This window comes from Streptomyces sp. NPDC053432, assembly GCF_055585365.1.
The window spans coordinates 285,924-305,963 of the sequence record NZ_JBVJKF010000009.1 but is presented as its reverse complement, the minus strand read 5'-3'; the positions used below and the strand labels follow the sequence as shown (position 1 = coordinate 305,963).

Annotated in this window: 15 protein-coding genes; 4 read left to right on the top strand and 11 right to left on the bottom strand. The window is 73.4% G+C overall.

The features are described 5' to 3' along the window. Window positions 1–573: 573 nt before the first annotated feature. From fxsT to ACZ6Y1_RS18085, 6 genes are all read right to left on the bottom strand, one after another. The gene (gene fxsT, locus ACZ6Y1_RS18110; protein ID WP_469629966.1) at window positions 574–3,576 is read right to left on the bottom strand and encodes an FxSxx-COOH system tetratricopeptide repeat protein; all 3,003 of its coding nucleotides are present in this window, start codon (window positions 3,574–3,576) and stop codon (window positions 574–576) included. 70 nt (window positions 3,577–3,646) lie between these two features. Beyond that, window positions 3,647–4,903, bottom strand: a complete 1,257-nt coding sequence (locus ACZ6Y1_RS18105) for an aKG-HExxH-type peptide beta-hydroxylase (RefSeq protein ID WP_469629964.1) — start codon at window positions 4,901–4,903, stop codon at window positions 3,647–3,649. Window positions 4,904–5,639: 736 nt separating this feature from the next. Continuing rightward, entirely contained in the window at window positions 5,640–5,828 is a 189-nt protein-coding gene (fxsA, locus tag ACZ6Y1_RS18100) for an FxSxx-COOH cyclophane-containing RiPP peptide (protein WP_469629962.1), read from the bottom strand. 85 nt (window positions 5,829–5,913) lie between these two features. Further along, window positions 5,914–9,147 (bottom strand): SAV_2336 N-terminal domain-related protein, encoded by a 3,234-nt coding sequence (locus ACZ6Y1_RS18095; RefSeq protein ID WP_469629959.1) that lies wholly within the window; start codon window positions 9,145–9,147, stop codon window positions 5,914–5,916. A gap of 147 nt (window positions 9,148–9,294) precedes the next feature. Next, a complete protein-coding gene (locus tag ACZ6Y1_RS18090; protein ID WP_469629956.1) occupies window positions 9,295–10,335 on the bottom strand; it encodes an AAA family ATPase in 1,041 nt (346 codons plus the stop codon). 31 nt (window positions 10,336–10,366) lie between these two features. Continuing rightward, window positions 10,367–12,442, bottom strand: a complete 2,076-nt coding sequence (locus tag ACZ6Y1_RS18085; RefSeq protein ID WP_469629953.1) for a VMAP-C domain-containing protein — start codon at window positions 12,440–12,442, stop codon at window positions 10,367–10,369. A gap of 117 nt (window positions 12,443–12,559) precedes the next feature. Here ACZ6Y1_RS18085 and ACZ6Y1_RS18080 point away from each other — a divergent pair, with 117 nt between their 5' ends. Continuing rightward, window positions 12,560–12,748, top strand: coding sequence for a DUF6104 family protein (locus tag ACZ6Y1_RS18080; RefSeq protein ID WP_469629951.1), 189 nt, complete (start codon window positions 12,560–12,562; stop codon window positions 12,746–12,748). Window positions 12,749–12,848: 100 nt separating this feature from the next. Here the strand turns inward: ACZ6Y1_RS18080 and sodN are convergent, their stop codons facing one another. Next, window positions 12,849–13,244 carry a superoxide dismutase, Ni gene (sodN, locus tag ACZ6Y1_RS18075; RefSeq protein WP_030709803.1) on the bottom strand — a complete coding sequence of 132 codons (396 nt, stop codon included), beginning with the start codon at window positions 13,242–13,244 and terminating at the stop codon, window positions 12,849–12,851. 172 nt (window positions 13,245–13,416) lie between these two features. Between sodN and sodX the strand changes: the two genes are divergently transcribed. Then, window positions 13,417–13,839: a nickel-type superoxide dismutase maturation protease gene (sodX, locus tag ACZ6Y1_RS18070; protein ID WP_469629945.1), complete on the top strand. Its 423-nt coding sequence runs from the start codon at window positions 13,417–13,419 to the stop codon at window positions 13,837–13,839. Here the strand turns inward: sodX and ACZ6Y1_RS18065 are convergent. Further along, a complete protein-coding gene (locus tag ACZ6Y1_RS18065) occupies window positions 13,743–14,372 on the bottom strand; it encodes a CGNR zinc finger domain-containing protein (RefSeq protein ID WP_469629942.1) in 630 nt (209 codons plus the stop codon). The genes sodX and ACZ6Y1_RS18065 overlap by 97 nt on opposite strands. A gap of 81 nt (window positions 14,373–14,453) precedes the next feature. Here ACZ6Y1_RS18065 and ACZ6Y1_RS18060 point away from each other — a divergent pair, with 81 nt between their 5' ends. Beyond that, the gene (locus ACZ6Y1_RS18060) at window positions 14,454–15,251 is read left to right on the top strand and encodes a class I SAM-dependent methyltransferase (protein ID WP_469629939.1); all 798 of its coding nucleotides are present in this window, start codon (window positions 14,454–14,456) and stop codon (window positions 15,249–15,251) included. Window positions 15,252–15,386: 135 nt separating this feature from the next. On the opposite strand, the gene ACZ6Y1_RS18055 is transcribed toward ACZ6Y1_RS18060, so the two are convergent. Genes ACZ6Y1_RS18055 through ACZ6Y1_RS18045 form a run of 3 tightly spaced genes read right to left on the bottom strand, consistent with a single transcriptional unit; the run spans window position 15,387 to window position 18,104 of the window. Further along, window positions 15,387–16,154, bottom strand: coding sequence for an amino acid ABC transporter ATP-binding protein (locus ACZ6Y1_RS18055; RefSeq protein ID WP_469629936.1), 768 nt, complete (start codon window positions 16,152–16,154; stop codon window positions 15,387–15,389). Then, complete coding sequence (locus ACZ6Y1_RS18050) at window positions 16,151–17,101, bottom strand: amino acid ABC transporter permease (RefSeq protein ID WP_469629934.1); 951 nt, start codon at window positions 17,099–17,101, stop codon at window positions 16,151–16,153. Before ACZ6Y1_RS18050 ends, ACZ6Y1_RS18055 begins: the two co-directional genes overlap by 4 nt. Window positions 17,102–17,144: 43 nt before the next feature. Next, window positions 17,145–18,104 carry an ABC transporter substrate-binding protein gene (locus tag ACZ6Y1_RS18045; protein ID WP_469629930.1) on the bottom strand — a complete coding sequence of 320 codons (960 nt, stop codon included), beginning with the start codon at window positions 18,102–18,104 and terminating at the stop codon, window positions 17,145–17,147. 524 nt (window positions 18,105–18,628) lie between these two features. Here ACZ6Y1_RS18045 and ACZ6Y1_RS18040 point away from each other — a divergent pair. Beyond that, on the top strand, window positions 18,629–19,837 hold the full coding sequence (locus ACZ6Y1_RS18040) for an NAD(P)-dependent malic enzyme (RefSeq protein WP_469629926.1): 1,209 nt from the start codon (window positions 18,629–18,631) through the stop codon (window positions 19,835–19,837). Window positions 19,838–20,040: the final 203 nt, after the last annotated feature.

Below are 20,040 nucleotides of genomic sequence, written 5' to 3'. Positions count from 1 at the left end.
CCAGCCCCCGTTGGGGGTCAGACGCTGTCAGGCAGAAGCGCGTAGCGATCTTGGGCGGTTTATGTCCGGCCACAGGGGCTCGCAGACGCCGTCGGACAGGAGCGCGTAGCGATCGGATGCGCTCCCGGGCTCTGCCCGGACAGTGCGGGCGGCCCGGGTTGTTGCTGTCCCTCCCGGCCCGTTCTTTTGGGGGTTTCCCGTTGGTCATTGTCTTTCCGTGGCGGGACGGCCTGTCAAGGGCGGCCGAAGGCCGTCGCGAAGCGACGCGACGACGAAGGAGGAGCGCCCTTGACAGGCCGTCCCGACACGGAAGGACTATGGGACCGACGGGAAATCCCCAAGACTTCTCTGACTTCCGGCCGGCCGGGGCGCCGCCCTCGCCCACCCCCGCCGCACGCGGCACCCTCGCCGGGCGGCACCGTCCCCACCCACCCTGCCCGAAGAAGCCAAGTCCCCTCGCGCGAGGGACACCCGCCACACCCCACCCCCACCCAGGGGGCGGGTGGGCAGCCGCCGAACGCGGATGCGGGGCCGAGGGGGTGAAGGCCCCGCACGCGGGGGCGCCCGTACCGGCTACGGCTGCGGCTCGAAGTCCCAGTACGGGCGGACTCGTTGCTTCGCCGAGACCGTGTGGACGTGCTGGGGGCCCAGCGTGCGGGTCAGGGCCTTGATGCCGGCGTCCTCGTGCTTGCCGGCCTCCTCGTCCTCCCGCACCGACCGCAGGTCCGCGGCCAGGGCGATCTGTGCGCTCAGCGTCATCGGGTGGTCCGGGCCCAGTACTTCCTCCGCGCCCCGCAGGGTCTCCCGGCTCAGGGACAGCGCGTCCTCCCGGTGCCCGGTGATGTTGCGGTGGCCGGTGGCGTTCAGCGCGCAGCCCAGCGTCCACGGGTGGCGGTCGCCGAGCGCGCCCCGCATGCCGACGAGCGCCTGTTCGGCGAGGGAGAGGGCCTCCGCCCGTTCGCCCTGGGCGCGCAGGATCAGGCCGAGGTTGCCGACCGTGCCGATGCTGTACGGGTGGGCGAGGCCGAGTTGGGACTGGTAGCCGCGGACCACGTCCTCGGAGATCCGGCGGGCCTCGCCGACGTCCCCGTACTCCCGCAGGTACGTCGCGTAGTCGGAGGCCACCATCAGCGTCCAGGGGTAGTCGACGCCGAAGACGCGCGTGGCCCGTTCCCACACGATCCGCAGCCGCTGGCCGGCGCCCGCGATGTCCCCGGAGCGGCGCAGGCACAGCCCGAGGTTGTGCTCGGCCCGCAGGGTCTGCGGGTGGTCGAGTCCCAGGACCTGGGTGTTGATCTTGAGGCCCTGTTCCTGGCGGGTCTGCGCCTCCCGGTAGCGGCCCATCAGGCGCAGGCCCATCGCGCAGGCGATGCCCGAGGACAGGGTGGAGATGTGGTGGGCCTTCAGGACGCGTTCGCGGCGCCGCAGGGTGTCCAGGTCGAGGTCGTAGGAGTCCTGGTAGCGGCCGAGGAGGCGGTAGGTGGCGGCGAGGTTGTTCTGGGCGGCCAGGGTGGTGGAGTCGTCCTCGCCGAGCAGTTCGCGGTAGGTGGTCAGGCAGTGCTCGAAGATCTCCCGAGCCGGCTCGAACTTGGCGATGCACAGCAGGACCCCGCCGTACGAGCTGCTGGCGCGCAGGGTCTCCAGGTCGCGGTCGCCCCGCTCCTGCTGGAGTTCGGTGGCGCGGGCCCGGGTGAGGGCCTCGGCGCGCCGGAACAGGCCGAGGTTCCGCAGGGCTCCGCCGTAGTGGTAGCTGAGCTCGCGGACCTTGGGGTGGTCCTCGCCCAGCATGGTCCGCCAGACCAGGTCGGTCTCCTCGGACAGCCTCAGGCAGGTGCGGTACTCCCCGGCGAGGATGAGGTAGCGCAGGCAGTGCAGCAGGAAGGTCTGGATGCGCGGGTTGCTGCTGGTGACGACGCCGGAGGGGCCCAGGTGCGGGATGAGTTCGGCGTAGCGGGGCCAGAGCCGGGAGTCGGCGGGCCGGCCGGGGTCGGCCGCGGCGAGGACCTGGCGGACGGCGCGGGAGAGCGGCTCGGCCTCCTCCTCCGAGAGGTTCTCGCGGACGATGCCGTGGACCATGCGGTGCAGCTGCACGGTTTCCAGGCCGCCGCCGCCCTCGTCGACGGACAGGTCGGAGTACTCAAGGCGCACGACGGAGAACTGGACGAGCTTGTTGAGGGCGGCGTTCCACCGGATCTGGTCGTTGATCAGCCCGGCGAGCTGCTCGGGCACGTCGTCGGCGGGGAACTCTCGCAGCAGCCGCAGCGGCACCGGCCCGGGGGCGAAGAAGACGAACAGCCGCAGCAGGGCGAGGGCGTCGGGGAAGTTCTCCCGTACGTTGTTGAGGAGTATGGCCAGTGCGGTGGGGAAGGGCAGCGGGTAGTCGTCGGAGACGGTGACGGCCTCGCGGGAGTCCAGCCGGCGCTGGAGCAGCGCCAGGTAGTCGCCGACGGTCAGCGGGGAGTCGGCGAGCCAGCCGGCGGTCTGGTCGAGGGCGAGCGGGTAGTCCTCCAGCGCCTCGGCGAGCTGGTCGGCCTCGTCGGTGGTGAGGCGGCGGGCGCGGCGGCGGATGAAGGTGACGGACTCGGGGCGGGCGTAGAGCGGGACTTCGACGAGGCTGGTGTGGCGGGTGGCCCATTCACGGTTGCGGGAGGTGATGATGACGTCGCCCGCGCCGGAGGGCAGCAGGTCGATGAGGTCGTCGGGGTTGTCGCAGCCGTCGAAGACCATCAGCCAGCGGCTGTACGGGGATCCGCGCCGCAGCGCTTCCAGTACGGCCCGGATCTGCTCGCCGTAGCTGCCCGCGCCGCGCGGGAGTCCGAGGGCGGGGGCCAGGTCGGCGAGGCGTTCGCGCAGGGTGGGCCGGTCTTCGGCGGGGACCCACCACACGACGTCGTACTCGGAGGCGAAGCGGTAGGCGTATTCGGTGGCGACCTGGGTCTTGCCGACGCCGGAGAGCCCGAGGAGGGTGACGGTGGACGCGCCGGGCGGGGCCTCGACGAGGGCTTGGCGCAGGGTGCCGATGACGTCGTTGCGGCCGGTGAAGCGGGGGTTGCGGCGCGGGACGCGGCCCCAGATCTCGGGCGGGTCGTTGGGGAAGCGGGGGCCGCGGCGGCCGGTCTCGGTGCCGATCCGTTCGGTGGGCAGCTCCAGGCGGCGCAGCACGCGGTACTCGGCCTCGTAGGCGTCCAGGCCCCACAGGTCGGTCTTCTCCAGCACGGCCACGGCGCTGGGCAGTGGCGCATCGGTGAGGCAGACGGCCGCGAACCGGTCGGGGTGGTCGTCGGTGACCGTGCGCAGGGCGGCGTTCCACTCCTCGTCGGTGTGGGTGCCGGCGGAGAAGTACCGCTCGGACAGGACCAGGAGGACCCGGCTGCCGGAGCGGGCGAGGTCGTCGAGGGCCTGGTCGAGGCCGGTGCTGTTCTGCGGGTCCCAGCGCTGGAGGGACACGCGGTGGCCGTGCTCCTCCAGGCGGTGGGCGATCCACACGGCCCAGGGGCGGTTGAAGCCCGCGAAGCTGATGACGAAGCGCTGCGGGCCGGCGGCTGGGCCCTGGTCCTGCCGAGTACCGGTGGTCATACGGCCGTCTCCCTGGAATCCGGGCAGTGGCAGTGGACGGGGTTGAAAACCTACCGCAGCGGACGCTCCGTCAACCTCGTACGAACGGGGCGAGTTCGGGGTGTTCCTGGCACCAGGCGCGGCGTTCGCGGTCGACGGCCCGGCGGGCGGCGGTGTGGTGGTCACCGGGGGGCGGGAGTTCATCCATGGCCCGTTCGGCGGCTGCCATGGCGTCGGTGAACTCCCTTCCGGCCGGGGTGAGTCGCTCGTGCGCGCACAGGACGGGCAGGACGCAGGCCACCTGTGCGCGGATCCGGGCGTGCTGGGCCCAGGCGCCGCGGGCGCCGTAGAGGGCGGCGCGCTGCCAGTACCCGGCGAGGGCGAGGTGCGCGTAGGTGCCGTGGAGGAGTCCCTCCAGCGGGCGGGGGTCGTTGCGCCAGGGGGCCCAGTGGCGGGGCGTGCGGTCGGCGGTGTGCAGGGTCAGGACGTCGGTGAGGGCGGTCAGTTTGCCGTGCTGCACCTCGTGGACGAGGGTGGCGGCCAGTGCGGGCGGGGCCTGGGCGCGGGCCAGGACGGAGCCGGCGGCCGCGGGGAGGGTGGCGCCGCTGGACCGGGAGCCGCCGCCGAGGGGTACGACGGAGCGCAGGAGCTGGACGGTCTCCTGGGCGCGGGCGGTGTCGTAACGCCGGAGCAGGGTGAGGGCGCCGGTCCACTGGGTGTCCCAGCGCTTGTGGCCCCGGGGCGTGAGCCTGCGGGCGGGCCGGACGGGGGCGGGGCGGGCGGGGCCGGGTGCCCGGTACGGGTCGAGGTCGTCGAGGGCGGTGCGGCCTCCGGGCAGGGCGTGCAGGGGCAGGATGGCGGGGTCCTCGGGGTCCCAGGAGCGCTCGGTGAGGGTGAGCGGGCCGGGGCGGTCCGGGCGCAGCAGCCCGAGGGTGGGCAGCACGAGCCGGCCGTGCAGGGGCCGCAGGGTGTGGGTGAAGGCGATGCGGGCGCGCAGGGCGGCGGCGACGGCGAGGGCCCCGAGGTGCGCGAGGTCGGCCGGGGGCCCGGAGGGGGCGTGCAGGCGGCGCAGCGTCTCCTCGGCCCAGACGCCGGTGGCCGGGTAGTGCAGGACGTCGCGCACCGCGTCGGGATCGCGGCGCTCGGCCTCCTCCAGCAGGGCCCAGTGGTCGGCGGCCGCCCCGGAGCGGCCGCCGGGGGCGGCGTCGAGGACGGCGCGCAGCAGGAGCAGCCGCTTGGAGCGCCGTACGTCGCGCACGAGTCGGGTGCCGTCGGTGCTGGGCTCGGTGGAGGCGATGGCCCGCAGGGTGCGGGTGGGCACGTGGAAGGCGGCGGGCACGGCGGTCACGGCCCCGCCCCTGCTCGCGCGGGCGTCCGGGGGTTCCGCGCCTCGAACGCCGGCGGGGCGGGGTGCGGCAGGTGCGGCGGGTGCGACGCCGTTCCGGGGGCTCCGCCCCCGCGCCCCCGCGCCTCAAACGCCGGCGGGGCTGGGGGGTGTCCCCGGGCGGGACCGGCCAGTTGGGGCGGGGCCCCTCCGGAGTGACTCCTCGTCGTCGCGCCTGCGGCCGCGGCAAGACCGCCGGGCCCTGTTGCGCGCTCCTCCTGCGGGGACCCTCCTGCGCGGCCCCACCCCGGCCGCGCCCTCCCGGTGCGGGGGGAGCGGGGGCGCGCAGGGGCGTCCCCGCGGGAGGAGCGCGCGACCACCCTCCCCATGGCGCCGCGGCCGCAGGCGCGGCGACGAGGAGTCGCCCCGGAGGGCCCCCGCGGACCGACCCGCACGATCGAAGCCCCCGACCGGGAAACCCAAGCCCCTCCGGCGATTGAGGAGCGGGGGCGCGGGGGCAGAGCCCCCGGAACGGCGCCGCACCGAACGACGGACACCAGCCGAATCCAGCGGCAGAGCCCCGGTAACGGCGCCGCACCGGCAGACGGCCCCGCCGGGTGGCGTGCGGCGGGCCCGTGCCGGCTCGTGATCGTTCGGCTCATCGCTGCACCTCCCCGCTGTGGACGGTCCATCCCTGCCCTCCGGCAGGTCCCGGCTAACGGCGGAAAGTGGTCAAACCAGCGTCGGTATCGCGCAACGCCTACGTCGGGTCGTCGTAGGCGTTCAGGATCTCCGCGGGGTGGGTCACGCGCTCGACCATGCCCTCGATCACGTGGGCGAGGACGGAGTCGTCGATCCCGCGCAGTGCGGCCAGGTCCAGCCCGGAGAGGTCCGGCAGCGCGCCGGAGCACTCGCGGCGCGAGACCGCTTCCTGATGCTGAGTCACCATGGGCTGCCCGTCCCCCTGTTGCTTCGGATTCCTGCGGCTTCGACGGTCCACTGCCCTTTTCCCTCCTCCGGCGTGCGGAAACTGCTCAGAGGTCGGCTTCGAGGGCACGCGTACGGGCGCGCACGGCCTCGCGCCGCTCCTCGTCGGCGTCCGGGCCGAGCCGCGTCCACAGGTCCAGGGCGGAGCGGTACGCGTCGAGGGCCGCCCGGGGGCGGGCGAGGCGTTCCAGGACCTCCCCGCGCTGCTCCTGCACGCGGGCCGCCAGGTGCAGGGCGGTGCCCGCGCGCTCCTCGTGCTCCCCGTGCTCCCCGTGCTCCGGCCCGTCGGCCCGGTCGGCTTCCAGGGCCGCCCGCCAGGCCCGCCGGTAGGAGTCGGCGGCCCGGTCGAGGCGGTCCAGGGTCCGGGTGTGGGCGTGCAGCTCCTGCTGTACGTCGCCGTGGTCCCGCAGGGCCCGGGCCCGGTCGAGGGGGCTCCGGCTCTGCCTGGCGGCCAGTTCCAGCAGGTGTTCGGCCTCCAGCAGGTCCACGGCGTCGCCTTCGTACGCGTGGCGCAGCCGCAGCCCGGTGGCCAGCCGCCGCAGCCGGTGCGCGGCCCGGGGGTCGGACTGCGGGACCGCCGACCGGCTGTCGCGCAGTACGCGCACGGCCGCGCCGGTGAACGGCCGCCCGTCGGCGGCCCGCGCCCGGTCCAGGAGTACGTCGCCCCACTCGTACAGCAGTTCCGCGAAGGCCTCCGCGTCGCGGGGGATCAGCCGCCGGGCCCGGCCGTAGGCCTCGGCCGCGTCCTCCAGCGCCGCCGGGTCCTCGTCCCGCGCGTACCGCGCCCGGTGCAGCCGGGCCTGGCACACGAGGGCGGCCACCCGCAGCTCCTGGTCCCCGCCGGCCTCCTCCAGGGCGGTCGCCACCAGCCCGGCCGCCTCTCCCAGCCGCCACGGCAGGTACCGCAGCGCCCCGGCCAGCTCGACCCGTACGCCCGCCACCCTCGCGGTGTCGGCGCCGGCCAGGAGGGCGGTGAGGGCCGTGGCCAGGCGGGCGGCGGCCTCCTCGGCCAGGGCCGTGCGGTCGGCGGGGGCCGGGGTGTGGGGCAGCAGCGCCAGCAGGACGCGGCCCAGGGCCAGTTGGAGTTCCGGGTGCGGGACGAAGACGGGGCTCGGGCCGGGGGCCGCCCCCGCCAGGGGTTCGAGGGCGGCGCGGGCCTCGCGCAGGGCGGCGGGGTCCTCGCGCAGGGCGCTCAGCCGGATCAGGGTGTCGGCGCGCCGGACGGCGCAGTCCCGGCGCAGCCGCGGGGCGGCCGCGGCGGCGCCCGCTGCGGCGAACTCCCGGTCGGCCGCCTCCAGCAGTTCCGCGTCGGGTACGGCCGCCAGGGCCCGTTCGTACAGCACCCGGCCCCGGACGGCCCGCGCGAGCGGGGTCCGCAGGCCGGCCAGGGCCCGTTCGGCCTCGGTGAGCAGCTCGGGGTCCCGCTGGGCGGCCCACAGCCGCAGCAGGGCCACGGCCAGTTCGGTCTCGGCCTCCTCCGGCGGGTCGCCGGGGCCGGGCGGGGCGGCGACGGCCCGCCGCAGCAGGGCGACGGCCTCGTACAGCGTGCGCGGGTCCCCGTCGGTCTCGCCGTCGGCGAGCCGGGCGCGGGCGGCCCGTACGACCCGGGCCCGTACGGGCGGCGGCAGCGGTTCCCGGGCCGGCGGGCCCTCCCCCGGTTCCTCTCCGGGGACGCCGGGCAGGTAGCGGCGTACGACCTTCGCGGAGACCTCGGCGAAGGCCTGCGGGAGCCGCCCGAGGCGTTCCCCGGCGGTGGCGTCCGGCGGGGCGTCGGCGGTCGGCGCGGGGGCTCCGGTGAGCTGGGAGACGGCGAGGGCGGGGAAGTTGCGCACGCCCCGCCCGAAGTGCGCCAGCACGTATTCCGAGCAGTGTTTGAGCACCAGTGCGGCCTCGTCCCGCCCCAGGGGGCCCAGCAGGACGTCCTGGACGCCGGGCGCGTACTCGTACCACTGCCCGGCGGTCGGCCCGGTGCGCCGCAGCAGCCCGCTGAGCAGCACTTCCGCGAGGTCGGAGGGTTCCGAGTCGGGCAGCATCGTGCGCTGGACGAGCCGCATGACGGGCAGGGTGAGCGGGGCCGCCGAGAGGTACACGGCGAGTTGTACCGCCCGGGGCGCGGCCGAGGAGCGGAACCGGGCGACCAGTTCGCGCGGCGGCCGGGCGGCCCTGGGCGGCGGCGGGGGCGCGCCGGGGTGGTCGGCGAGGACCCGGCCGACCTCGGCCGGCACCGGCCCGCTGCCGAGCCCGGCGACGAGGCGGGCCCAGGCCCCGAGGGCGGTCGCGCTCGGCGGCAGCACGGGCACGGTCAGGCCGCCGGTGAGCCGTCCGGGCAGGGGCGGCCGGTCCGGCCGGAACCGCAGCTTCCCGCCGCCTCCGTCGACCCGGGCGAGGGTGCCGCGCTCGGTCGGCAGCCAGCTGCGCCCCCAGAGGCGCTGGGGCAGCGGTTGGACGACCACGCAGGGGGTGCATTCGGCCCACCGGTGCAGGAGCCGCTGGGCGGACCCCTCGCGCCACATGGGTCCGGCGCAGTCGGAGACCACCATGGTCAGGGCCCGGCCGGTCGGGTCGCGCAGCTGGTCCGCGGAGCGGGCTCCGGCGCCCGCGACGGGGCCGCGGCCGAGGACCACCGTGCCGTCGTCGAGCCGGTGCAGGTAGTGCACCTGGACGTCCCGGAAGGCGCCCAGCCGCTCGCAGACGGAGCGCAGTTCCTCGAACATGTCCTGCCAGACGGCCATCGACGGCGACGCGTCCATCACCAGCCGTACGGTCGCCTCGCGGCGGCTCTCGGGCCTGAGGACGGGGATGACCAGGCCGAGGGCGCGTGCGCTGGCCTCGGCGGTGGCCGGCTCGTCGAGCACCCTGCGGGTGGGCGGGGCGGGCGGCCGGTGCCGCTGGAGGGCGCGCAGGGCCCGCTGGATGTCGAGGATGCGGGGCAGTGCGGCGGCGCCCGGGACCCGTACGGGCACGGCGGTCTGCCCGGGGAACCCGGTGCCCTGCGTTTCCGTCTCGGCGGGCCGGCGCGATCCGGGTGCGTAGAGCCTTACCTGGTCCTCTTCTTCCGGCTCGGCCCGCTCGGGCTCCGCCGGGGGCGGCCGGACCGGTTCCTCCTCCTCGGTCCCGGGCGCCCGGACCCGTGCGGGTGGGGCTGCGGTCCGCTCCACCGGGCGCCGGATCCGCCCGGCGAGCCACAGCGCGTCGGCGATCTCCTCGGGGGACGGATCGAGCCCGGCGGCGCTCAGCAGCGCGGCCAGTTCGCGGATGCCGGGTGCCGCGGGCTCGGGCACGCCGGATCCGTGGACGGCCGGTTCGGGCACGGCCGGTTCTGGCACGGCCGGTTCTGGCACGGCCGGTTCTGGCACGGCCGGTTCTGGCACGGCCGGTTCGGGCACGGCCGGTTCGGGCACGGCTGGGTCAGGTTCGGGCACGGCCGGTCACCTCGGGCGGTCGAGGCGCTGGATGAGCAGGTCGGCGAGGTCCTCCCGGGTGGGCGGGGCGGCGTAGTGGGTGAGGTAGACGGCGTTGAGCAGCTGGTCCGCGGCGACCAGTTCGGACTGGGAGCGGCTGAGGAACTCCCGGATCAGGTCGGCGCCCGCGCGGGCGGCCTCCTCGCCGAGGTGGGCGCGGACCATGGTGGCGAGCCGCTTCTCGCCGGGCTGGCCGAGCTTGAGCTGGATGCAGCGGCGCAGCAGGGCGGCCGGGAAGTCCCGTTCGCCGTTGCTGGTCAGGATGATGAAGGGAAAGGCGCGGCAGCGCACGCGGCCGCCGCGGACGGTCACCTTCGCGCCGTCGTCGGTCAGCACCCGTACCTCGGGTTCGGTGTCGGCGACCCGTTCCAGCTCGGGGAGGGCGAACTCGCCTTCCTCCAGCACGTTGAGGAGGTCGTTGGGCAGGTCGATGTCGCTCTTGTCGAGCTCGTCGATCAGCAGCACGCGGGGCCGCTCGGTGGGCAGCAGGGCGGTCCCCAGCGGCCCGAGCCGGATGTACTTCCCGATGCCGGGCACGCCGCCGGGGCCGACGCCGTGGGCGCCTCCGGTCGCCGCGATCTGTACGTCCTGGAGGCGTGCGAGGGCGTCGTAGCGGTACAGCCCGTCCTGGAGCACGGTCCGCGAGACCACCGGCCAGCGCAGCACCCGCCCGAGCTTCAGCTCGTGGGCCACGGCGTGCGCGAGGGTGGACTTGCCGGTACCGGGGAAGCCGGTGACGAGCAGGGGCCGGCGCAGGTACAACGCCGCGTTGACGGCTTCCAGTTCCTCGGGCTCGGGCCGGTGCAGCTCGGCGGCCTGCCGGTGCGCCCCGAGCCGCCGCGCGATGGCCCCGTCGGCGGGCCCGGCCGCCGTGTCCGCTGCTCCGGGTCCGTCCGGTTCGCCGGCCGGGGCGCCGTCGAAGTCCCGCCACGGCGGCGGGTCGGGCAGTGCGTCGATCCCGTCGTGGGGTTCGCCGACACCGCGGTAGATGAGCCACTCGTCGTTCATGGATGCTCCCTCGTCGAGTCCCGCCGCGCCGTCACAGATCCCCTTGCAGGGGCTCGTCGTCCGGCAGCGGCCGCGCCGGGTCCTCCCACACCAGTCCCGATCCCGAGGCCCAGTAGGCGTCGGGATCGGCGTCGTACAGCCGTCTGCGCAGGTGCTGCAGGCGGCTGGGCAGCGTCTCGCCGCGGAAGGCGTCGCCCAGTTCCTCCCGCTGCCCGCGGTGGTACGGCGCGCACGGGGCCGCCGGGTCGGCGGGGGGCCGCCGGAGCATCACGACCCCGTAGCCGGCGTCCCGTACGGCGTGCAGCGAGCCGAGGGCGGGTTCCCGCGCGGGAGCCCGGCAGTGCACGGGCACGGTGTTGTCGGGGAGCGCGGCCAGCCAGAACGGGGACGGGCTGCGGGGGCGGCCGCGCACGCAGTCGGCCCGTTCGTCCAGGACCGGCCCCGCCTGCACGCGGGCCCACCGGGCGGCGGCCGCGGGCACGGGCGCCCGGCTGCCCGCCGCCCACCGGAAGACGACCGGCCGCTGCACCCCCACGGGCAGGCCGCCCGCCAGCTTCCATTCGTCGACCGCGGCCCCGAACAGCTCGGGGCCGACGGCGACTTCGAGCATGGCGGCCGCCTCGTCCGTGTCCGCGCGGCGGAAGGCCTCGGCGAGCGGGTCCCGCAGCACCTCGGGCAGCTCGCGCATCACGGCCCGTACGCCCGAGTCCACCGGGGTCAGCCGCCCCGGGTGCGCGGGGCCGGCGAGCACCGAGACCCGCCAGTCGTAGACGTCGGTCTCCCAGGCGTGCGCCCACAGCTCCAGCAGGGCCGAGGCCCCGGCGGGCGGGCCGCCCGGCTGCCGGGTCCCGGGCCCGCGGGGTACCCGCCCGGCGACGGCGTGCAGCCGCTCCGCCCGGTCGAGCAGGCCCCGCTCACGGCGTTCGCCCAGTTCGCGCCGCTGGGGGCGCCACAGCCGCACGGCGGCGGCCCGGGTCCACTCCCACAGGTCCTCGTCCGCGCCGGCGGGGGACGGCTCGCGGTGGTCGGCCACGCTCACGTCGGTGGCGTAGCGGAGCATCGCCTCGGCCTCGCCCCGCCCGCTCGGCGGGTCGTACAGCATGCCGATCCCGTCGCGCCAGCTCAGCGGGGCGGGCGGATGCGGGTCCGGTTCCTCGCCGCGGGCCGCCTCGACGAGGGCGCGTACGGTCTCGGAGGAGCCCGGCGGGGGCAGTTCGGCGAGCAGCCCGAACAGGGTGGTGCGTTCGCCGGGGGCGAGCCGGCCGCGGCCGCCGTAGGGGTCTCCGTCCGGGGCGGCGAGCTCGTCCTGCACGTCGGTCCAGGTCCGGCGGGTGTCGAGGTCGCTGAGGTGTTCGTCGTAGTGGTGGCGGTCGTGGGCCTGCATGACGCGCTGGTAGAGCCCGGCTTGCCCGTCGCCGCCCGCGGGCAGGGTCCTGAGCTGGACCACGGACACGGCGAGTCCGCCGCCGCCGGTGTTCCGGCGGGCCTTGACCACGCCGACGACCTCGCCGCGGGTGAGGTCGACCACGGGTCCGCCGGACATCCCGGGCTCGATCTCGTCGTCGTCGCCGAGCCGGATGGCGGCGCCGTTGCCCGCGACGCCGAGCAGCCGGGTGGTGCGGCCGGTGATCTCGGGGGTGCCGAGGTCCTCGGTGCAGCCGAAGTAGGCGGCCTCGTCGAAGCGGGGCCTGGAGCGGTCGGTCAGCCAGACGCAGGCGTGGGAGACGGGCGAGAGCACCTTCACGAGGGCCAGGTCGGGCAGGTCCCACAGGGCGCCGCGGGCGGGCCGCCGCTCCTCCAGCCGCTCGGGCAGTACGCGTTCCACCCGCCCGACGACGGTCCAGGTGGCGCCGCCGGCTCCCGAGGGGTAGGTGATGCCGACCTCGCGCCCGGTGATGCGCATGGTGGCCCCACCCCCTTCGCCGACCACGTGCGCGCACGTCAGGACCCAGCCGGGGGCGACGAAGAAGCCGCTCCCCCAGGTGGCAGTGGGCCCAGGGGTTCCATACCCGTCCGGCGGGGCGTGGACGCGTACGGTCGCGGCCAGAACGAGGGGTTCCAGGAGCTCGTAGGCGCGTCCGGATCCGCCCGTGCGCCCGTCCGTCATCCACGCCCCCCGCTCGTTGGGCGTCCAGGCTAGACCCGGGGCCGCCGCTGACGGGAGGTTCCCGCGGGCAGGCGGATTATCCTGGCGGGAAACACCCCCCTGGACACGGAGCCCGACTTGTACTTCACCGATCGCGGCATCGAGGAGCTGGAGAAGCGGCGCGGCGAGGAGGAGGTCACCTTCGAGTGGCTCGCCGAGCAGCTGCGGACCTTCGTCGACCTGAACCCGGACTTCGAGGTCCCGGTGGAGCGCCTGGCGACCTGGCTGGCCCGTCTGGACGACGAGGACGACGACGCCGACGACTGAGCGAAAGCGCTGACGAGAACGGCCCGGCTGCCACGCAGGCAGTCGGGCCGTTCTCGCATGTGCGCCGGGCAGCGGCGCACCGGGTGCACAGGGCGCCGGATCAGGCGGCCTTGGTCTCCCAGAAGATGCGGTCGATCTCGGCGATGAGCTCAAGGGCCTTCGCGCCGGTCGCCGGGTCGTTCGACGCCTTGGCGGCCGAGAGGGCCTTCAGGGTGTCGTTGACCAGGGTGTGCAGCTGCGGGTACTTCTCGAAGTGCGGCGGCTTGAAGTAGTCGCTCCACAGCACCGAGACGTGGTGCTTCGCGAGCTCGGCGCGCTGCTCCTTGATGGTGATGGCGCGGGCGCGGAAGTCGGCGTCGTCGTTGGCCTGGTACTTCTCCTGCACGGCCTTGACGGACTCGGCCTCGATGCGGGCCTGGGCAGGGTCGTACACGCCGCACGGCAGATCGCAGTGGGCGGAGACCTTCGCCTTGGGGGCGAAGAGGCGGGAAAGCATTGGAGTGTGTCCTCCTCGTGATCGTCTTCTCAGGGGGGAGATTACTCGCTGGGGAACCGGATTTCGCGGGCGCCCCCATGGGCTTAGGACAAAAGTCCAGGTGCTCGGCCGGACCGGTGAGCGAACGTACGGGGCCGTGCGGCAGCATGCGGGTGTGACGAGGAGGACACGGATGGTGGAGAACAGACGCCCGCGGAAGCAGTTCGGGCTGGTCGAGGTGACGGGGGCGTCGATGGTGCCCACGCTGCTCAGCGGCGACCAGCTGCTGGTCCGTTACGGGGCCCGGGTGCGGCCGGGTTCGGTGGTCGTGCTGCGTCACCCCTTCCAGCAGGACCTGCTGGTGGTGAAGCGGGCGGCGGAGCGGCGGCCGGGTGGCTGCTGGTGGGTTCTGGGCGACAACCCGTACAACGAGACCGGCGACAGCACCGTCTACGGGCCGGTGCCCGACGAGCTGGTGCTGGCGACGGCGGTCCTGCGGCTGCGGGCGCGCGAGGAGGGTCAGCGTTCGCTGAGGGCGTGGCTGTCCTGGGCGGTGTCGGCGCTGCGGCCGCTGCGGGCGGACGCCTCGGCCTCCAGGCGCTTGCGGGCACGGTAGGCGGCGACGTTGGCGCGGGTGGCGCAGCGGTCGGAGCAGTAGCGCCGGGAGCGGTTGGTGGAGGTGTCGAGGTAGGCGTTGCGGCAGGGAGCGGCCTGGCAGAGGCCGAGGCGGTCGGGGCCGTGCTCGGTGAGGTGGAAGGCCAGCCCGAAGGAGGCGATGGCGGCGTAGCCGGCCGACGCGTTCGAGGGGTGGTCGGCGAGGTGGATGTGCCAGTCGGGGCGTCCGGTCTCGTCGAGGGTCTCGTGGCCGGAGACCTGGGGGCTGACGGGGAACTCCATGAGCAGGGAGTTCAGGAGGTCGACGGCGAGGACGTGGTCGCCGCCGTCGGCGGCCTCGAAGACGGCGCGCAGCCGGGCGCGGACGTTGCGGAAGCGGGTCACGTCGGTGTCGGTGACGCGGCGGGCCATCTGCTGGCTGGCGCCGAACAGGGCGCGGACGGCGTCCACCGAGGTGAGCGAGTCCTTGTTGCGGGCCGGCTCCTCGGTGTTGACCAGGCGCACGGCGAAGTCCGAGTAATGGGCCAGTTCCACTTGTAGTCCTTACGGATGCGGATTAGTGTCTCGGTAACGGCTGAGACGTCTTCGAGGGTATTACGTACGAGGGGGTTCGTGATGGCGGATACGACGGATGCGGCAGCTGCGGCGACGACGACCGACACCACCGCGGGGTACTGGCAGGCCTGGCAGGACAGCTGGGACAGGCAGCAGGAGTGGTACATGCCCGACCGCGAGGAGCGGTTCCGGGTGATGCTGGACATGGTCGAGGCGTTGGTCGGCCCCACCCCCCGGGTACTGGACCTCGCGTGCGGTACGGGAAGTATTACGGACCGCGTCCTCAAGCGGTTCCCGGGAGCCACCAGTACGGGCGTCGATCTGGACCCGGCCCTGTTGACGATCGCCGCGGGCCACTTCGCCGACGACCCGCGCGTCACCTTCGTCGCCGCGGACCTCAAGGACCCGGACTGGCGCTCGGCGCTCCCCCACGGGACGTACGACGCGGTCCTGACGGCCACCGCCCTGCACTGGCTGCACAGCGAGGACCTCGCCGTCCTCTACGGGCAGCTCGCGCCGCTGGTGGCCCCGGGCGGGGTGTTCATGAACGCCGACCACATGCCCGACCCGGCCACCCCGCGCATCGACGCCGCCGAGCACGCCCACCGGCACGCCGCCATGGACAGGGCCAAGGCGGCCGGGGTCGCCGACTGGCGCGAGTGGTGGGCCCTGGCGGCCGCGGACCCGCTGCTGGCCGAGCCGGTGAAGCAGCGCTTCGCGATCTACGGCGAGCACGCCGACGGGGACACCCCGCCGGAGGCCTGGCACGTCCGCACGCTGCTCGACGCCGGCTTCGCGGAGGCCCGCACGGTCTGGCGCTCCCCCTCGGACGCACTGGTCCTAGGTCTGAAGCAGTAACTTCACGGGGCAGCGGCAAGGGGCGGTACGGAATATCCGTACCGCCCCTTGCCGCTGCCCCTTCCGGGGCGCGGGGAGCTGCGCGACCGGCCACGGCCGGCCCACAGCTCCCCGACCACGTTTCCCGCGGAGCGCTCAGAGCACCTTGGAGAGGAACGCCTTGGTGCGGTCGTGCTGCGGGTTGCCCAGCACGTCGCGCGGGTTTCCGGACTCCACCACGACGCCGCCGTCCATGAAGACCAGGTTGTCGCCGACCTCGCGGGCGAAGCCCATCTCGTGCGTGACCACGATCATGGTCATGCCCGACTCGGCCAGGTCCCGCATGACGTCCAGGACGTCACCCACCAGCTCCGGGTCGAGCGCCGAGGTGGGCTCGTCGAAGAGCATCAGCTTCGGCTCCATGGCCAGCGCGCGGGCGATCGCCACGCGCTGCTGCTGGCCGCCGGAGAGCTGGGAGGGGTAGTTCCCGCCCTTGTCGCCGAGGCCCACGCGGTCCAGCAGGCGCACGGCGCGCTCGCGCGCCACCGCCTTGGACTCGCCCTTGACCATGACCGGGGCTTCCATGACGTTCTCTATGGCCGTCATGTGCGGGAAGAGGTTGAAGCGCTGGAAGACCATGCCGATGTCCCGGCGCTGGGCCGCGACCTCGCTGTCCTTCAGCTCGTAGAGCTTGTCGCCCTTCTGCTTGTACCCCACCAGCTCGCCGTCGACCGAGAGCCGGCCGGCGTTGATGCGCTCCAGGTGGTTGATGCACCGCAGGAAGGTGGACTTGCCGGAGCCGGACGGACCGACCAGGCAGAAGACCTCGCGGGGGGCGACCTCCAGGTCGATTCCGCGGAGGATGTGGGCGGCGCCGTACGACTTGTGGACGCCCTCGGCCTTGACCATCGGCTGAGCGGTCATCGCGCGACCTCCGTGCGGCGGAACATGTTCAGGTTGGCCTTCAGACGCTGGAACGGCGTCGGCGGCAGGTTCCGGGTGGAACCACGGGCGAAGCGGCGCTCCAGGTAGTACTGGCCGACGCTGAACACACTGGTCAGGGCGAGGTACCAGAAGGAGGCCACGAACAGCATCTCCATGATGGCGCCGGCCGTGTTGCCGATGTTCGACGAAGCCCGCAGGAGTTCGGTGTACTGCACCGCCGAGACCAGGGAGGAGGTCTTCAGCATGTTGATGAACTCGTTGCCCGTCGGCGGGATGATCACGCGCATCGCCTGCGGGAGCACGATCCGGCGCATGGTCTTCGACTGCGGCATGCCCAGCGCGTGGGCGGCCTCGGTCTGGCCCTCGTCGACCGACTGGATGCCGGCGCGGACGATCTCCGCCATGTAGGCGCCCTCGTTCAGGCCGAGGCCCAGGAGGGCGACCATGAACGGGGTCATGACGTCGACGGTGTAGTTCTTGTAGATCGGACCGAGGTTGATGTACTGGAAGATCAGCGACAGGTTGAACCACACCAGCAGCTGGACGTACACCGGGGTGCCGCGGAAGAACCAGATGTAGAGCCAGGAGACGGCGCCCGTCACCGGGTTCTTGGAGAGGCGCATCACCGCGAACACGATGCCGAGCGCGAGGCCCAGCGCCATCGCCGAGACGCTGATGATCACGGTGTTGCCGAGACCGGTCAGAACCGCCGGGTCGAACAGCTTGTCGCCGACCGTGGCCCAGATGACGTTGCCGTTGTAGAACGCGTAGACGATCCATGCCAGCAGCGCGACGACGACGACGCCGCTGACCCAGCGGCCGTAGTGCCGCACCGGGATGGCCTTGATGGCCTCGTACGGGGTACCCGAGGCGCCGGGCCCGGCCGGCGGGTTGTCGGCCGGACCCTTTTCGATCTTGTCAGTCACAATGACTGCCCTTCAGTGGAGCGTGGAGCGGGGCGGGACTGACCTACTGGCCGGCGTTGATCGTCGCGGACTTGACGGCACTGTCCTGCACGTTCCACTTCTCCAGCGCCTTGGCGTAGGAGCCGTCCTTGATCGCGGCGTCGAGGGCCTGCTTCAGGGCGTCGCGGAGCTGGGTGTTGTCCTTGCTCACGCCGATGCCGAAGAGGCCGACGTCGCTCTGCTGACCGGCGATCTCGAAGTCGTTGCCGCCACCGGAGGTCTTCACCGTGTAGGCCGCGACCGGGTAGTCGTTCAGGTCGGCGACGGCGCCGCCGGCCTTGACGCGGGTCTGCGCCTCGGCGTCGGTGTCGAAGGCCTGGATGGTGAGCTTCTTGTCACCGCACTTCTCGGCCTGGGCCTTGAAGGTGTCCTCGTAGATCGTGCCGCGCTGGACGGCCACGGTCTTGCCGCAGAGGTCGTCCATGGACTTGATGCCCTCGGGGTTGCCCTTCTTGACGAGGAGCGAGAGGCCGGAGGAGAAGTAGTCGACGAAGTCGATCCCCTTGCCGATCTTCTGGCCCTTGTCGTCCAGGCCCTCCTGGCGCTTCTTGTTGTCGGTGATCGAGGACATGATCGCATCCTCGCGGCCCGTGTAGATCGAGGTGATCAGGCCGTCGAAGGTGCCCGCGGTGAACTGGAACTTCACACCGAGCTGCTTGCCGAGCGCCTCGGCGATGTCGGGGTCGACACCGACGATCTTGCCGTTCTCGACGAACTCCATCGGGGCGTAGGCGGAGTCCGTGCCGACCTTGATGACACCGGCGTCCTGGATCTTCTTCGGCAGGGCGGAGAAGAGCGGGGCGGAGCTGTCCTTCTGCGTGCCGCCGGAGGGGGTCGAGGAGCTGCTGCTCTTCGTCTGGTCGCCACAGCCGGTGAGGACCAGGGCGCCGGCGACCGCGATCGCGCCGACCGCGGCGATCCGGGACCGGGCGGCGGTCGTACGACGGGTGGTGCTTGCGGTCATGGCTTCGTTCCTCCGGCTGGTGGAAAAGGATCGAGAAGCGGTCGGACACGCACCATCGAGTGTCGCGACCTTGTGTGATTACGGCATCTTGCCATTCGGACTGAGACATTCAGGCTGCCCGTCAGGTCAAAATCGCATAACGGGCGACCGGGGTGACCCAACAGGACTGCGGGACAGGGCCGTCGCTGCCGCAGATACTGCCGTGACCAGGCGTTTTCTCAAGAGTTTCTTCGGTCCGTCTCGCCTGCCGGACATCAAGGTTTGGACTTTTGGCCAAAAGCGGGACAGAAGACCTACAGTCGAGACGGAATCGACTCGTCTGGGTGAGTGTTCTTCGGGTAGAACAGATCCTTACACCCCTCATCCGGGGCTCAGGGCGCGCGTGCGGCGCGCCCGCGCGTACGAACCTCCCCTCCGCGGAGACGGGCCAACCGTCGAAGCGGAGTACGTACTCGGTGCCCGCCCACCCCTTAACCAGGAGTGGCCACCCTCAACGATTCAAAGGACTTAAGGGGTCACATCAAGTGGCAGCGGAGATCGTCAACCCTCGCAGTGACAGCAGCGTTACGGACAACAACCCGGACGCGGTGTTCGCGCTGCACCGTGGCGGCAAGATGGCCGTCCAGGCCACCGTGCCGGTCAACAACAAGGACGACCTGTCCCTGGCTTACACGCCGGGCGTGGCGAAGGTGTGCACCGCCATCGCCGAGCAGCCCGAGCTCGTGAACGAGTACACCTGGAAGTCCAACGTGGTCGCCGTCGTCACCGACGGTACGGCCGTGCTCGGACTCGGTGACATCGGTCCCGAGGCCTCCCTCCCCGTGATGGAGGGCAAGGCCATCCTCTTCAAGCAGTTCGGTGGCGTGGACGCGGTTCCGATCGCGCTCGCCACCAAGGACACGGACGAGATCGTCGAGACGGTCATCCGCCTCGCGCCGTCCTTCGGCGGCGTGAACCTGGAGGACATCTCCGCTCCCCGCTGCTTCGAGATCGAGCGCCGCCTCCAGGAGGCCCTCGACATCCCGATCTTCCACGACGACCAGCACGGCACGGCCATCGTGACGCTGGCCGCCATGCGCAACGCCGCGAAGCTCACCGGGCGCACGCTCGGCGACCTGCGCGCCGTGATCTCGGGCGCCGGCGCCGCGGGCATCGCCATCGCGAAGATCCTCGTGGACGCGGGCATCGGCGACGTCTGCGTCACCGACCGCAAGGGCGTCGTCTCGGCGGACCGCACCGACCTGACGGACGTCAAGGCGGAGATCGCGGGCCTGACCAACAAGACCGGCCAGACCGGTTCGCTGGAGCAGGCGCTGGCCGGCGCGGACGTCTTCATCGGCGTCTCCGGCGGCACGGTTCCGGAGGAGGCCGTGGCCTCGATGGCGAAGGACGCGTTCGTCTTCGCCATGGCGAACCCGAACCCGGAGGTCCACCCGGACGTCGCGCACAAGTACGCGGCGGTCGTGGCCACGGGCCGCTCGGACTTCCCGAACCAGATCAACAACGTGCTCGCGTTCCCGGGCATCTTCGCGGGCGCCTTCAAGGTCCGCGCCTCCCGGATCACCGAGAACATGAAGATCGCGGCCGCCGACGCCATCGCCGGTGTCGTCGCGGACGACGAGCTCACCGCCGACTACGTGATCCCGTCGCCGTTCGACACGCGCGTCGCCGAGGCCGTCGCCACGGCCGTGGCCGCGGCGGCGAAGGCCGACGGCGTGGCCCGCCTGGCCTGAGCGCCGAGCTGAGCAGTGGGGGCGGGGCCCCGGCCGGAGTGATCCGGCCGGGGCCCCGCCTTCGTGCGCGACGGCCCGCCCGGTGGGGTCGCGGCGTGTGCCGCCGGCCGGCCCGGCAGCCGCCGCGGACCGCGCCCGCGTACCGGCCGGGTGCGACGAAGACCTCACCTCCCCGGTCCCGAAGGGGCTGGAACCCCGCGCCT